This window comes from Pseudomonas mosselii (genome assembly GCF_019823065.1).
Lineage (GTDB): Bacteria > Pseudomonadota > Gammaproteobacteria > Pseudomonadales > Pseudomonadaceae > Aquipseudomonas > Aquipseudomonas mosselii.
Genome location: NZ_CP081966.1, coordinates 1,762,467 through 1,774,764, shown reverse-complemented (window position 1 = coordinate 1,774,764; position 12,298 = coordinate 1,762,467). Strand labels below are relative to the sequence as shown.

13 protein-coding genes are annotated in these 12,298 nt (G+C 65.5%); all 13 read left to right on the top strand.

Annotated features, from left to right (window positions below):
• The first annotated feature begins 57 nt into the window (after nucleotides 1-57).
• Entirely contained in the window at nucleotides 58-705 is a 648-nt protein-coding gene (locus tag K5H97_RS08030; protein WP_023103919.1) for a hypothetical protein, read from the top strand.
• Nucleotides 706-767: 62 nt separating this feature from the next.
• Nucleotides 768-1,877, top strand: a complete 1,110-nt coding sequence (locus K5H97_RS08025) for a DUF6094 domain-containing protein (protein ID WP_028690959.1) — start codon at nucleotides 768-770, stop codon at nucleotides 1,875-1,877.
• Nucleotides 1,878-1,927: 50 nt separating this feature from the next.
• Nucleotides 1,928-2,248: a hypothetical protein gene (locus tag K5H97_RS08020; RefSeq protein WP_023103917.1), complete on the top strand. Its 321-nt coding sequence runs from the start codon at nucleotides 1,928-1,930 to the stop codon at nucleotides 2,246-2,248.
• Nucleotides 2,249-2,338: 90 nt separating this feature from the next.
• Nucleotides 2,339-2,644: a hypothetical protein gene (locus tag K5H97_RS08015; protein ID WP_023103916.1), complete on the top strand. Its 306-nt coding sequence runs from the start codon at nucleotides 2,339-2,341 to the stop codon at nucleotides 2,642-2,644.
• Nucleotides 2,645-2,779: 135 nt separating this feature from the next.
• The gene (locus tag K5H97_RS08010; protein WP_028690958.1) at nucleotides 2,780-5,059 is read left to right on the top strand and encodes a helicase-related protein; all 2,280 of its coding nucleotides are present in this window, start codon (nucleotides 2,780-2,782) and stop codon (nucleotides 5,057-5,059) included.
• A 113-nt stretch (nucleotides 5,060-5,172) separates the two neighbouring features.
• The gene (locus K5H97_RS08005) at nucleotides 5,173-6,042 is read left to right on the top strand and encodes a hypothetical protein (RefSeq protein WP_028690957.1); all 870 of its coding nucleotides are present in this window, start codon (nucleotides 5,173-5,175) and stop codon (nucleotides 6,040-6,042) included.
• Between the two features lie 160 nt (nucleotides 6,043-6,202).
• Complete coding sequence (pilL2, locus tag K5H97_RS08000) at nucleotides 6,203-6,802, top strand: PFGI-1 class ICE element type IV pilus protein PilL2 (RefSeq protein ID WP_028690956.1); 600 nt, start codon at nucleotides 6,203-6,205, stop codon at nucleotides 6,800-6,802.
• Nucleotides 6,799-7,440 carry a hypothetical protein gene (locus K5H97_RS07995; protein WP_023103912.1) on the top strand — a complete coding sequence of 214 codons (642 nt, stop codon included), beginning with the start codon at nucleotides 6,799-6,801 and terminating at the stop codon, nucleotides 7,438-7,440. The genes pilL2 and K5H97_RS07995 overlap by 4 nt, the downstream gene beginning before the upstream one ends.
• A 14-nt stretch (nucleotides 7,441-7,454) precedes the next feature.
• Entirely contained in the window at nucleotides 7,455-8,180 is a 726-nt protein-coding gene (locus K5H97_RS07990) for a TIGR03759 family integrating conjugative element protein (protein WP_023103911.1), read from the top strand.
• Entirely contained in the window at nucleotides 8,162-8,767 is a 606-nt protein-coding gene (locus K5H97_RS07985) for a transglycosylase SLT domain-containing protein (RefSeq protein WP_028690955.1), read from the top strand. Before K5H97_RS07990 ends, K5H97_RS07985 begins: the two co-directional genes overlap by 19 nt.
• A complete protein-coding gene (locus K5H97_RS07980) occupies nucleotides 8,764-9,303 on the top strand; it encodes an integrating conjugative element protein (protein ID WP_017515759.1) in 540 nt (179 codons plus the stop codon). The genes K5H97_RS07985 and K5H97_RS07980 overlap by 4 nt, the downstream gene beginning before the upstream one ends.
• Nucleotides 9,304-9,307: 4 nt before the next feature.
• Complete coding sequence (gene traD, locus K5H97_RS07975) at nucleotides 9,308-11,497, top strand: type IV conjugative transfer system coupling protein TraD (protein WP_023103909.1); 2,190 nt, start codon at nucleotides 9,308-9,310, stop codon at nucleotides 11,495-11,497.
• Nucleotides 11,494-12,243: a TIGR03747 family integrating conjugative element membrane protein gene (locus K5H97_RS07970; protein ID WP_023103908.1), complete on the top strand. Its 750-nt coding sequence runs from the start codon at nucleotides 11,494-11,496 to the stop codon at nucleotides 12,241-12,243. The genes traD and K5H97_RS07970 overlap by 4 nt, the downstream gene beginning before the upstream one ends.
• The last annotated feature ends 55 nt before the right edge of the window (nucleotides 12,244-12,298 follow it).

Sequence of the window (12,298 nt, the reverse complement as noted above, 5' to 3'; positions counted from 1 at the left end):
CGGGGCAGTACCTGCCCCGACGGGCGGTGCTGTTCCCGCTCATCCGAGGACACCACCATGCCCGCAAACACTTCTTCCACGCTGTACCGCATCGACGAATGCCCGGACGTGATGGCCGACGCCTGCGTTGGCGATGACCAGGGCAACCTGATCTTCCTGTCCATCTGGGCACGCGACACCGCCGTCCAGCAATTCCTCGCTCGCCTGACCCTCGGGCGCGACGAGCAGGGACTGGACCAGTTCCACGTCATCACCGACCAGGGCGGCAGCGTCCCGGTGTTCATCGGCAACGTCGATCGCCTGGAAAAGCGCATGACCCGCGCCTACCGGCGAACGCTGTTCGGTTCGCTGTCCAACGTGTGGCTGTTCGACCGGCGCTGCGTCAAGCCCGACAAGGCCAACGCCAGCGCATTGGCACTGCTGCCGCGCGACAGCGCCCACCGGCTTGACCGCCTGTGGATGCTGGTGCGGGACACCTGCCCGTTGCCGCTACTCGACCACTGGCGCGAGACCGTGCTGGAACTGCTGCAAAGCCGCGAGATGCTGGCCCGCCTTCCGTTCGCCCTCGGGCCGCTGGAAGGCCATCGGCTCGCCATCGACGTGCCGGCGCTGACCCTGGCGCTGGGCTCCCTGATCCGCAGTGACGCGCTCACCGCCTATCCCTATCCGACCAAGATTTGGACGCCGGAAGCGGTAGCGGCTTGACCCCCTCGGAGGCACGTCTCGGCGTGCTTCCGTCTTTCATCCCCGCCAACCAGGAGACTTCCATGGCCCTCATGTTCCCGCGGCTCGCCCGCAATTTCGCCAAGAACGGGTACTACCCGACCGACGAACCCACGCTCGAAAGAGCCCTCAACGCACTGATGCCCAGCGACGGGCCGATGTGCATCCTTGATCCCTGCGCCGGCGAAGGCGTGGCGATCGCCGAAGCCGCCTATGCCCTCGGGCGTGACCAGGCCAAGGCATTCGCGGTCGAGTTCGACGCGGAGCGGGCACGCCATGCCCGAGGCTTGGTCGATCACTGCCTGCACGCGGACCTGATGGACACGATGGTCTCCAAACAGTCCTTCGGGTTGCTCTGGCTCAACCCGCCGTATGGCGACCTGTCCAAGGACGTCAACGGCAACATCGGCTATCAAGGTCAGGGACGTGCCCGCCTCGAAAAGCTGTTCTATCAGCGTTCGCTGTCGCTGCTGCAGTACGGCGGCATGCTGGTCTTCATCGTCCCCGGCTACGTGCTCGACGCGGAGCTGGTTGGTTGGCTGACACGCCACTACACCGATCTGCGGATCTACCGAGCGGTGGAAACGCAGTTCAAGCAGGTGGTGATCTTTGGCCGAAGGGTGCGCCAGCGCGAGCAGGCCCCCGATGGCGTCAAGGCCGTGCGCAACTTGCTGCTGCAGGTTGGGCTTGGCGAAGTCGAAGCCGAGGAACTGCCGAGCGAATGGCCGTTCCTGCCGTACATCGTCCCCGCCAGTCCGGTCGAGCCGGAGCATTTCTTCCGCGTGACGATGGAGCCGGAGCAGTTCGCCGATGAGGTCGGTCGGCTGCAAGGCCTCTGGCCGTCGCTGGACACGCACCTGGGGGCCGCGCAGCAGTCGCTGCGTCCACCGGCGCGAGCCTTGTCCCACTGGCATCTCGCCCTGGCCTTGGCAGCGGGCGCGATCTCCGGCGTTGTGCGCTCCCAGACGGGGCGCGTGCTCGTCGTCAAAGGTGACACCCACAAGGACAAAACGCTCCAGCGGGAATTCACCGAACGCGAAGACGGCTCCATCGCCGAGACCCGCATCCTCACCGACAAGTTTGTGCCCGTCATCCGCGCGTGGGACATGACGCCTGGCTCCGCGACACGGGGCGAGGTGTTGACCATCCGCTGATCCACCGGACGCGCTGCCGTCCTGCTGTACCACATCGAAGGAGAAACACCATGTTCCCGAATCCGTTCAAGCGGCCAGCGCCGCACAAGCAACCGTTGTTCGCACCGAGTACGTTGAAGTTGAGCGAGAAGGTGCATTGGCTGGCCCGAAGAGGCCTGATCGACCCCTTAGCCTATGTCCAGCGCCATGTGCGCGGGGACTGGGGCGAGATCGATGAGGCCACACGCCAAGCCAACGACGTGGCGATCCAACAGGACAACCTGATGATCTCGCAGTTCAGGATCACGCCGGACCTGGCGCTAATCGTCAAGACCAGCGAGGACCACCAGACCACGGTGATCCAGCTTCCCGAAGAGCGGGACCTGATCTGACGTCCCCACATCGTCATCCTCATTCTCCTGACGGAGCCACTTCACTCCGGCAGGGGTGTCGTGGCTCAATGACTCATCAAGGAGGAGCCCATGGCATCACATCGCATCGAAACCTACTGTCAGAACCTGGCGTTCCCCATCGGGGCGCTTATCTTCAGCAAAGGCATTGACCGCCTGGTCCGCTCGGGTCGCCTCGACCCGATCCCGTACTTCAGGCGCCACACCCGTGGCGACTGGGGCGACGTCAACGTCCAGCAATGGCAGGCCAACAGCACCGCGCTTCAATCAGGCGCATCGCTGGCATCGCACTACGTGATCCATCCGGGGCTGGCCATTCGCATCGTTACCGACGCGGAGCGCCACGCCACCGTCATCGTTCTGCCGTCCGAGGACTGAGCACGGTTCAGCCGCTGGCCACCCAGGCCAGCACCTTCAACCACCGTCGGCCACGCGTCGATTTACTTCCCACCACGGGGCATGCCACTGCCCCGCTGGGGGTGGTGCATGCCCCTTTTTCTTTGGAGCATCACCATGTCCCTCGATCTCGAAACCAATGCCGCTGAAGCCGCGCCCGTACAGGGCGAACTGCTCGACGCGGAATCTTCCCCTCTGACCCTGAGCCTTCAGGATTTCGTCGGCGAGTTCGGCGACGAACTGCTCGACGCCCTCAACAGCGCCAACCCGCCGGTCTATACCGGCCAACCGCAAGCACATCGCCAGCTCATCGTCGCCAGCCTCAAGCGCAAGCTGTTCCAGGCCCAGGCCGAAGTCGTCCACGCCGCCGCGGAGCTGCTGATTGACCGTGGCGAGCGCGCCGCGATCGTCAATGGCGAGATGGGCTGCGGCAAGACGACCGTCGGCATCGCCACGGCCGCTGTGCTCAACGCCGAAGGCTACCGCCGGACCTTGGTTCTCTCGCCCCCGCACCTTGTTTACAAGTGGCGGCGCGAGATCCAGGAGACAGTAGCGGGCGCGAAGGTCTGGGTGCTCAACGGCCCCGATACCTTGGTCAAGCTCATCAAGCTGCGCGAGCAGTTGGGTGTGCAGCCGACCGGCCAGGAGTTCTTTGTCCTGGGGCGCGTCAGGATGCGGATGGGGTTCCACTGGAAGCCTGTCTTCACCCAGCGGCGCACCCGCCACGGCGACGTGGCGGCCTGCCCGGACTGCGGCACGGTCATCACCGACCTCGACGGCGAGCCGGTCAACCCGGTCGCGCTCGAAGCCGAGGAGTACCGCAGGAAGTGCAGCCATTGCGCAGCGCCCCTGTGGACGCTGATCCGCCCACGCAGCCTGTCCGGCAGCGACCAGTCCTCGGCCGTGCTGAAAGCCTTGAAGCGCATCCCGACCATCGGGGCAGTCACCGCGCAGAAGCTGATGCAGAAGTTCGGAGACGGCTTCCTGGCCTCGATGCTCGGCGACAACATCCATGAGTTCATCAACCTCATGGACGGCAACGGCGAGCTGGTGTTTTCCGACCGTCAGGCCACCCGCATGGAACGTGCGATGGCCAACATGGAGTTCGGCTTTGGCGAAGGCGGCTACCAGCCGTCCGAGTTCATCAAACGCTACCTGCCGCAAGGCACGTTCGACCTGCTCATCGCCGATGAGGCGCACGAGTACAAGAACGGCGGCAGTGCCCAAGGCCAGGCCATGGGCGTGCTGGCAGCGAAGGCTCGCAAGACCTTGCTGCTGACTGGCACGCTGATGGGCGGCTACGGGGACGACCTGTTCTACCTGCTGTTCCGAGCCCTTCCGGGGCGGATGATCGAAGACGGCTACCGCCCGACCACGAGCGGCAGCATGACCTCGGCCGCGATGGCGTTCATGCGCGATCACGGGGTCTTGAAGGACATCTACTCCGAGAGCACCGGCACGGCGCACAAGACGGCCAAGGGCACCAAGGTATCGGTGCGCACGGTCAAGGCCCCGGGCTTCGGCCCCAAGGGCGTCTTGCGCTGCATCCTGCCGTTCACGATCTTCCTCAAGCTCAAGGACATCGGCGGCAACATCCTGCCGCCGTATGACGAGGAGTTCCGCGAAGTCGCGATGGACACGGCGCAAGCCGCGGCCTACCGCGATCTGGCGGGTCGGCTGACCGCGGAGCTGAAACAGGCTCTTGCACGACGCGATACGACCTTGCTGGGTGTGGTGCTCAACGTGCTACTGGCCTGGCCAGATTGCTGCTTCCGGTCGGAGACCGTGGTGCATCCGCGCACGCGCAACACCTTGGCGTTCGTCCCGGCTCAGTTCAACGAGTTCGAGATCAGCCCCAAGGAGCGTGAGCTGATCGACATCTGCAAAGAGGAGAAGGCGCAGGGCCGCAAGGTGCTGGCCTACACGGTCTATACCGGCACGCGCGACACGACCAGCCGGTTGAAGGTGCTGCTGGAGCAGGAAGGCTTCAAGGTGGCGGTGCTGCGCGCAAGCGTGGATGCCAGCCGCCGCGAGGACTGGATCGCCGAACAACTGGACCGTGGCATCGATGTGCTCATCACCAACCCCGAGCTGGTTAAAACGGGACTGGACCTGTTGGAGTTTCCGACGATCGTGTTCATGCAGTCGGGCTACAACGTGTACTCGCTGCAGCAGGCGGCACGCCGCTCCTGGCGCATCGGGCAGAAGCAACCCGTGCGCGTGATCTACCTTGGCTACGCCGGCTCCTCGCAGATGACCTGCCTCGAACTGATGGCCAAGAAGATCATGGTCTCGCAGTCCACCTCGGGCGACGTGCCCGAATCAGGGTTGGACGTCCTGAACCAGGATGGTGATTCGGTCGAGGTCGCACTGGCCCGGCAACTGGTCGCCGCCTGATCCCCACGCCAACGCTGGCCTAACGCCGCCGGCTTTCCGCTGTTCCCACCTTGCAGCCACGTCCACGGTCTCCGTGGGCGTGGCTGCGCTTTTTCGATCCCAAGGAGATTTCCATGAACACCAATACCCAAGCAACGACCAAAGTCGTCAGTGCTCGCCTCACGCTGGACGTGACTTACCTGCTCAACGGCGAGGCCGAATCGGAAATGCTGGCACGGCTGCGCAGCATGTGCGAATACGCCATCGATGAGGGTCTGCTGACCGGCGAGACCGCCGCGGAAGTGGATAAGTGGTCGATCGATGTGTCCGAGCAGCCCTCGGAAGCTGAGAGTGACACCCTGGTAACCGAGATCGCCTCCTTCATGCGGCAGCGCATCGAAGACGGCAATCTGAACGCTGAAGACATCCCCGTGCGCCTGGCGCGCTACGGCCTGATGGCTCCCGAGGCATTCGCCGACGAGATGCGCGAGCGCATGGGTATGGCCGACGAAGAACCCGAGAGTCAGGCTGTCATCCCTCCGACCGAGCCTGCTGAAGGCGGCGAGATCGAGATGCAAGTCGCTGTCGCCTGCGTCGATGCTTCCGGCACCCCCAACATGCCGGTCTTCAAGGTCAGAACCACCCAGGAGGAATACGACCAGGGTGCCCACTACCACAAAGCCAAGGATCTGGCCGAAGAAGCCCGGTACGAAGGGCCGTTCGTCTGCTTCGACGCTGCCGAATATGGCCCCATCCTGTCGGCCGCCCGCGAACTGGGTCTTGTCCCGCAGGTCGTCGTGGTCGATATGACCGACGGCCAGATCCACTCCATCCGCTGCGACACCGGCGAGATCAAAGTCGTCTGCTACGACACCAGCGATACCGACGAGTACTCGGTGGCGATGGCGGACCGGCCGCTCGGCGAGAACGGCCAACTCGTGCGCTGCTGGGCGCATGCCCAACTGGCACAGGTCGATCCTGGCCTGAAGCTGGCTCGGGGTTGATTCGGCAGGGTCCGACCTGCGCTCTCATTGGCCCCTTCGGGGGCCTTTTTCTTTGGAGGGAGGCTGTCGGAAAATCGGACGGGGCGTGATTCGCATTGTTTGCTGCCGCGCACGACCCCAGCGGCGATGGTGAGGGCTCGATGTTTCAGGACGCCGAGCTATGTGCCCCTCTCCACCCTGGTTTCACCATCCCGAACGCCGCCTGCTGACGGGATTTCTCGGCCTGCTTTGGTCGGTACTGGCTGGCGGCTGCGCGACAACGACTGCGCCGCACGCACCCGATGCCTTCGAGGAAGTCTCGACCGCGCCCGAACCCGAAGCGCCCGAGTACATCCCCGTTGTGCGCTATGGGCGCTACACGTTGGTCGAGCTGGCCCCCACGGCGGCGCAGCGCGACCTGCTGTTGCAGACCATCGATGTTTCGATGCCGGCGGATGCCCGCGTCACGGTCGGCGATGGGCTGCGGCACGTGCTCAAGCGCAGCGGCTACAGCCTGTGTCAAACGGCACATGCCGTGATCGAGTTGTATGCGCTGCCGCTGCCGGCGGCGCACCTGCATCTCGGTCCCATGACCTTGCGCGACGCGCTGATCACCCTAGCTGGTCCGGCCTGGGAACTGCACGCGGATGACCGCGCACGACAAATTTGCTTCGAGCGGCCCGGCGACAGCATGGCCGTCGAATCCATGCCTGAACCGGCCGCCGCCGATGCGGTGCAGACCTTCCCACTGATGCCCTCCATTCCAGGCGGCCAGCCATGAACACTCCCCAATCCTCGCGGCGCCCGGCTGCCGCCGTGGTGGCGCAAAGCCTGCTCTGGCTCTGGCTGCTCGGTCTCAGCGTCATCGTGGCCCTCGGCTACCAGGCGATGAGCGACCAGGCCGACGAGGAACGGCTCGACTCCCGTTTGCAACGCCTCGAAGCGCAGGCGGTGGCCTTGGCCGAGACCATCGGAACCATCCAGCAGCGTCCGCAGGTCGCAACGGCGGCGGACCTCAAAGACACCCGCCAAATCCTGGAAGCACGCGCTTCCCAAGTTGAGAAGACATTGAGCAGCTACGCAGCAGCCGACGACCTTCAGGCGCTGCGCGCGGAGATCGAGCAGATCAAGACGCGTCAGACCGCCGCGCGTGCAGCAACACCCGCCCAGCCGCGCACATCGAGCAAGCCCGCCGCCAAGCCTGAACCGCCGCCACTGCCGTTCCGCATCGTCGGCGCCGAACTGCGCGCCGGCCAGCTCAGTGTGTCCGTCGCGCCGAGCAGCGGGGACTTCACGCCCGACCAGCTTCAGGTGCTGTTGCCCGGTGATGCGGTCGGTCCATGGCGCTTGCAGGCAATCGATGGCAGCGCTGCGGTGTTCCAAGCCGGCGAACAGATCCGTCGCGTGGCGATTCCCTGATCGGAGCACACGACATGAAGCCGTCGATCATCCTTTCCGCACTCCTACTGGCTTCAGTCCAGTGGCCCGCGTGGGCGCAACAGCCAGCCACAGCTCCAGCCCGCAATGCGCAGAGCCAGGAGCGCCCGCTGGCCGCCCGCGTCCTGGACGACCGAGTAGCAAGCAACTGGGGGCTCCAACCCCAGGAATGGGCGCGTTACCGCGAGCTGATGGATGGGCCGCTGGGCATCTACTCGCCAAACCTGGACCCGCTGTCTGCCCTAGGCATCGAGGCACGCACCGACGAAGAACGGCGGCGCTATGCAGAGCTGCAGGTGCAAGTCGAGGCTCGCCGCGTCGAGAAGCTGCTCGCCTACCAACGTGCCTACGACGAAGCCTGGCAGCGCCTGAACCCCGGCATGCAGCGCGTGAACCTGCCCGACGACGGGCCGGGCACCGGCACCGCGCGCGGCAGCGGTCGCATGGCGGTGTTCGTCAAGGACGGCTGCGCGGCCTGTGGGCAGCTCGTGCAGCGGCTGCAATCCTCGGGTGCCGAGTTCGACCTGTATATGGTGGGCAGCCGCCAGGACGACGCACGCATCCGCGACTGGGCCAAGCGCGCGCAGATCGACCCGGCGCGCGTGCGCAGCGGCAGCATTACCCTCAACCACGACGGCGGCCGCTGGCTGTCGCTGGGCCTGCCCGGTGACTTGCCCGCGGCTGTGCGCGAGGTGAACGGCCAATGGCAGCGCCAGCCGTAGCGGCCACCTCCTTCTCGCAGCTCTTGTGCGCACTGGTGCTCGCTACCGGCCTGTGCGCCTGCGCCGTCCATGCCCAGGAGATTCCGCCACCTGCCTACCAGCTCGCCGCCCAGCAGGCGGGCATCCCCTCGACCGTGCTCTACGCCGTGGCCTTGCAGGAGAGCGGCGTTCGACGCAACGGGCGCATCGTGCCGTGGCCGTGGTCCCTCAATGTCGCCGGCCAGTCGCGCCGCTTCGCCACGCGCGCCGACGCCTGCTCGGGCTTGCAACAGGCAATGCGTACCACGCCCCACACGCGCATCGATGCAGGCCTGGTCCAGATCAACCTCGGCTACCACAAGCATCGCTTCACCAGCGCGTGCGACCTGCTGGACCCGTATCGAAACCTCGCCATCGCCGCTGAAATCCTGAACGAGCAGCACACGTCCGGCGAAGACTGGCTGCTCGCGATCGGCCGCTACCACCGTCCTGCGGGCGGCGAGCCCGCCGCCCGCTACCGGCGCAGCGTGTCGCGCCATCTCGCGCGTGTGCAGGGCGCACATCCAAACGCCGCGGTGCTCGCCGCGCGCCAGGAGACTTCCCCATGACAAAATCCCATCTGGCCCTGCGGGGCCTGCTTGTGCTGCTGGCAGGTCTGCCGCTGGCATCGCGTGCCGGCGATCCGCTGATCGTGGTCGAAGATCGCGGTGGCACGTCGGCGCTGCCGTACTACGAGGCCCTCAACCTCCAGGCGCGCGCCGATGTCCCGGGCCGGCCGCCCATTCCGACGCCACAGGTTCCCGCCACACCCGCGGACGAGGCAGCGATGCTGCCGGTGCGTAGCGCCAAGCTCACGCCCGGCACCGTCGCGCGGCGCGTGATCGAAGCGCCCGGCCTGCGGCCGTTCGTGGTCATCGGCGACGACGACGCCTCCCGGGCCTGGCTGCAGCGCCGCGGCGTCGCTTTGCGCGAACGCGGCGCGGTCGGCCTCGTGGTCAATGTCGAGACCGCGCAGGGCCTGGCACGGTTGCGTGCCCTGGTGCCGGGCGTGCCGCTCGCGCCCGTAGCCGGAGACGACCTGGCCGATCGCCTGGGGCTGCGGCACTACCCGGCGCTGATCACGGCCACCGGCATCGAGCAATGAAGCCATGTCGGGGAAACAGCCGGTCGAGGTTCTGCTACGCCCAGCGGTGGAGCTATACACCGTCGCGGCGTGTGCAGGCGCCGCGTTTCTGTGCCTGGTGGCCCCATGGTCGCTCGCGCTGAGCCCGTCGATGGGCGTCGGCAGCGCGCTGGCTTTCGGCGCTTACGGCGCGATCCGCTATCGCGATGCCCGCGTGATCCTGCGCTACCGACGCAACATCCGCCGCCTGTCGCGCTACGTGATGACGAGCAAGGACGTGCCCGTCAGCCAGCAGCGGCTTTTCATCGGGCGCGGGTTCCTGTGGGAACAAAAACACACCCATAGGCTGATGCAGACGTACCGGCCGGAGTTCCGCCGATACGTCGAGCCGACGCCTGCCTACCGGCTGGCACGGCGACTGGAGGAGCGGCTGGAGTTCGCGCCGTTCCCGCTATCCCGGCTGTCCGCGCTCACGGGCTGGGATGCTCCTTTCAACCCGGTGCGTCCGCTGCCGCCTGTGGGCGGCCTGCCACGCCTGCACGGCATCGAACCGGACGAGGTGGACGTCAGCCTTCCGCTCGGCGAGCGTGTCGGGCACTCGCTGGTGCTGGGCACCACGCGCGTGGGCAAGACGCGACTGGCCGAGTTGTTCGTGACCCAGGACATCCGCCGCAAGAGCGCTGCCGGCGAGCACGAAGTCGTGATCGTCATCGACCCCAAAGGGGATGCGGACCTCTTGAAGCGCATGTATGTCGAGGCCAAGCGCGCCGGCCGTGAAGGCGAGTTTTACATCTTCCACTTGGGCTGGCCGGAGATCAGCGCCCGCTACAACGCGGTGGGCCGATTCGGTCGCATCTCGGAAGTCGCCACCCGTATCGCAGGGCAACTCTCCGGTGAAGGCAATAGCGCGGCCTTCAGGGAGTTCGCGTGGCGCTTCGTCAACATCATTGCTCGTGCCCTGGTGGAACTGGGACAGCGCCCGGACTACATGCTGATCCAGCGGCACGTCATCAACATCGACGCGCTGTTTATCGAGTACGCCCAGCACTACTTCGCCAAGACCGAGCCCAAGGCCTGGGAGGTGATCGTCCAGATCGAGGCCAAGCTCAACGAGAAGAACATCCCGCGCAACATGATCGGGCGAGAGAAGCGCGTGGTTGCGCTGGAGCAGTATCTCTCCCAGGCGCGCAACTACGACCCGGTGCTCGACGGACTGCGCTCGGCAGTTCGGTACGACAAGACCTACTTCGACAAGATCGTCGCGTCATTGCTGCCGTTGTTGGAAAAGCTAACCAGCGGCAAGATCGCGCAGCTCCTGGCACCGAACTATTCCGACCTGGCCGACCCGCGCCCGATCTTCGATTGGATGCAAGTCATCAGGAAGCGCGCCATCGTCTATGTGGGACTGGACGCGCTGTCCGACGCCGAGGTTGCCGCAGCGGTCGGCAACTCCATGTTCTCCGACCTGGTTTCGGTCGCGGGCCATATCTACAAGCACGGAATCGACGATGGCCTGCCAGACGCCTCGGCTGGCGCGCGCGTACCGATCAACGTCCATGCGGATGAATTCAATGAACTCATGGGTGACGAATTCGTGCCGCTTATCAACAAAGGCGGCGGCGCCGGGCTGCAAGTCACCGCGTACACGCAGACCCTCTCGGACATCGAGGCCCGCATCGGCAATCGCGCGAAAGCTGGCCAGGTGATCGGCAACTTCAACAACCTGTTCATGCTGCGCGTGCGCGAGACTGCCACTGCCGAACTGCTGACGCGGCAGTTGCCGAAGGTCGAGGTCTATACCACTACCATCGTCTCCGGGGCAACCGACAGTTCGGACATCCGCGGCGCGACGGATTTCACGTCGAACACCCAGGACCGCATCAGCATGTCCAGCGTGCCGATGATCGAGCCATCGCACGTAGTCGGCCTGCCAAAAGGCCAATGCTTCGCGCTGCTGCAGGGCGGCCAGCTTTGGAAGGTTCGCATGCCGCTGCCGCTACCAGACCCGGATGAAGTGATGCCGACGGACCTGCAACAACTGGCAGGGTACATGCGCCAGAGCTACAGCGAGGCTACGCAGTGGTGGGAGTTCACCAGTTCCCCGGCCTTGCAGGATGCGGCCTTGCCCGATGACCTGCTGGATGATGCTGCTCCAGCCGAGCCTGCTGCGGTGGCCACCGACACCGACCACAGTGGCGACGAGGCCGCGCCGTGAAGGACGCCGCCTCGACCGCGCAGCGGGAGCAGAATCAGCGCCAGGGCCTGATCGTCGGCACCATCACCTTGCCGTTTCGCTTGCTTGGAGTGCTGATCGGCTCGCTGCTGTTCTCGATCGTGGTGGAGTGCGTCGGCATGCACCTGTTCTGGAAGGACCAGGGCTGGCGCCATTCCCAGCAGATGTTGCAGTACGAGCTTGGGCATCTGTCCAACCACTTCACGCGCAGCGTGGTCGTGCAGGAGCCGGGGCGCACGGCGCACGAGTTGGTGGATACAGGCTACGAATGGGTGTTTGTTCGCTCCGGGCTGCTGGCGCGCATGAGCCAGACCGCCGAGCGCGTCCGCGCGCCCAGCCACGAGCAGGCGCGCAACTTCCGCTACTACATCAGCCAAGCCTATGTCTGGGCCGAGAGCTACCTGATCGCCGCGGCCTTCACGACGCTGACCTTCCTAGTGCGCCTGCTGGTCCTGGTGCTCACGCTGCCACTGATCTTCACGGCTGCTTTCGTCGGTCTGATTGACGGTCTGGTGCGACGTGACGTGCGCAGGTTCGGCGCGGGCCGCGAATCCGGGTTCATCTACCACCGCGCGAAAGCCAGCCTTATGCCCCTGGCCGTGCTGCCGTGGATCACGTACCTGGCACTGCCGATCTCGGTGCATCCATTGCTGATCCTGTTGCCGAGCGCCGCCTTGCTGGGACTGGCCGTGAGCCTGACTGCGGGCAGCTTCAAGAAGTACCTCTAGCCGATCAATCCGGTCATCCGCAGGTTCCTATTGTTTGCGGCCTGAAACAGCCCTG

Excerpts from the sequence above, each read along its gene's own strand:
- K5H97_RS07980 (WP_017515759.1), top strand. The coding sequence starts at position 8,764 with ATGACAAAATCCCATCTGGCCCTGCGGGGCCTGCTTGTGCTGCTGGCA.
- K5H97_RS08030 (WP_023103919.1), top strand. The coding sequence starts at position 58 with ATGCCCGCAAACACTTCTTCCACGCTGTACCGCATCGACGAATGCCCG.
- K5H97_RS08025 (WP_028690959.1), top strand. The coding sequence starts at position 768 with ATGGCCCTCATGTTCCCGCGGCTCGCCCGCAATTTCGCCAAGAACGGG.
- traD (WP_023103909.1), top strand. The coding sequence starts at position 9,308 with ATGTCGGGGAAACAGCCGGTCGAGGTTCTGCTACGCCCAGCGGTGGAG.
- K5H97_RS08010 (WP_028690958.1), top strand. The coding sequence starts at position 2,780 with ATGTCCCTCGATCTCGAAACCAATGCCGCTGAAGCCGCGCCCGTACAG.
- pilL2 (WP_028690956.1), top strand. The coding sequence starts at position 6,203 with ATGTGCCCCTCTCCACCCTGGTTTCACCATCCCGAACGCCGCCTGCTG.
- K5H97_RS08005 (WP_028690957.1), top strand. The coding sequence starts at position 5,173 with ATGAACACCAATACCCAAGCAACGACCAAAGTCGTCAGTGCTCGCCTC.
- K5H97_RS07995 (WP_023103912.1), top strand. The coding sequence starts at position 6,799 with ATGAACACTCCCCAATCCTCGCGGCGCCCGGCTGCCGCCGTGGTGGCG.
- K5H97_RS08020 (WP_023103917.1), top strand. The coding sequence starts at position 1,928 with ATGTTCCCGAATCCGTTCAAGCGGCCAGCGCCGCACAAGCAACCGTTG.
- K5H97_RS07990 (WP_023103911.1), top strand. The coding sequence starts at position 7,455 with ATGAAGCCGTCGATCATCCTTTCCGCACTCCTACTGGCTTCAGTCCAG.
- K5H97_RS07985 (WP_028690955.1), top strand. The coding sequence starts at position 8,162 with ATGGCAGCGCCAGCCGTAGCGGCCACCTCCTTCTCGCAGCTCTTGTGC.
- K5H97_RS08015 (WP_023103916.1), top strand. The coding sequence starts at position 2,339 with ATGGCATCACATCGCATCGAAACCTACTGTCAGAACCTGGCGTTCCCC.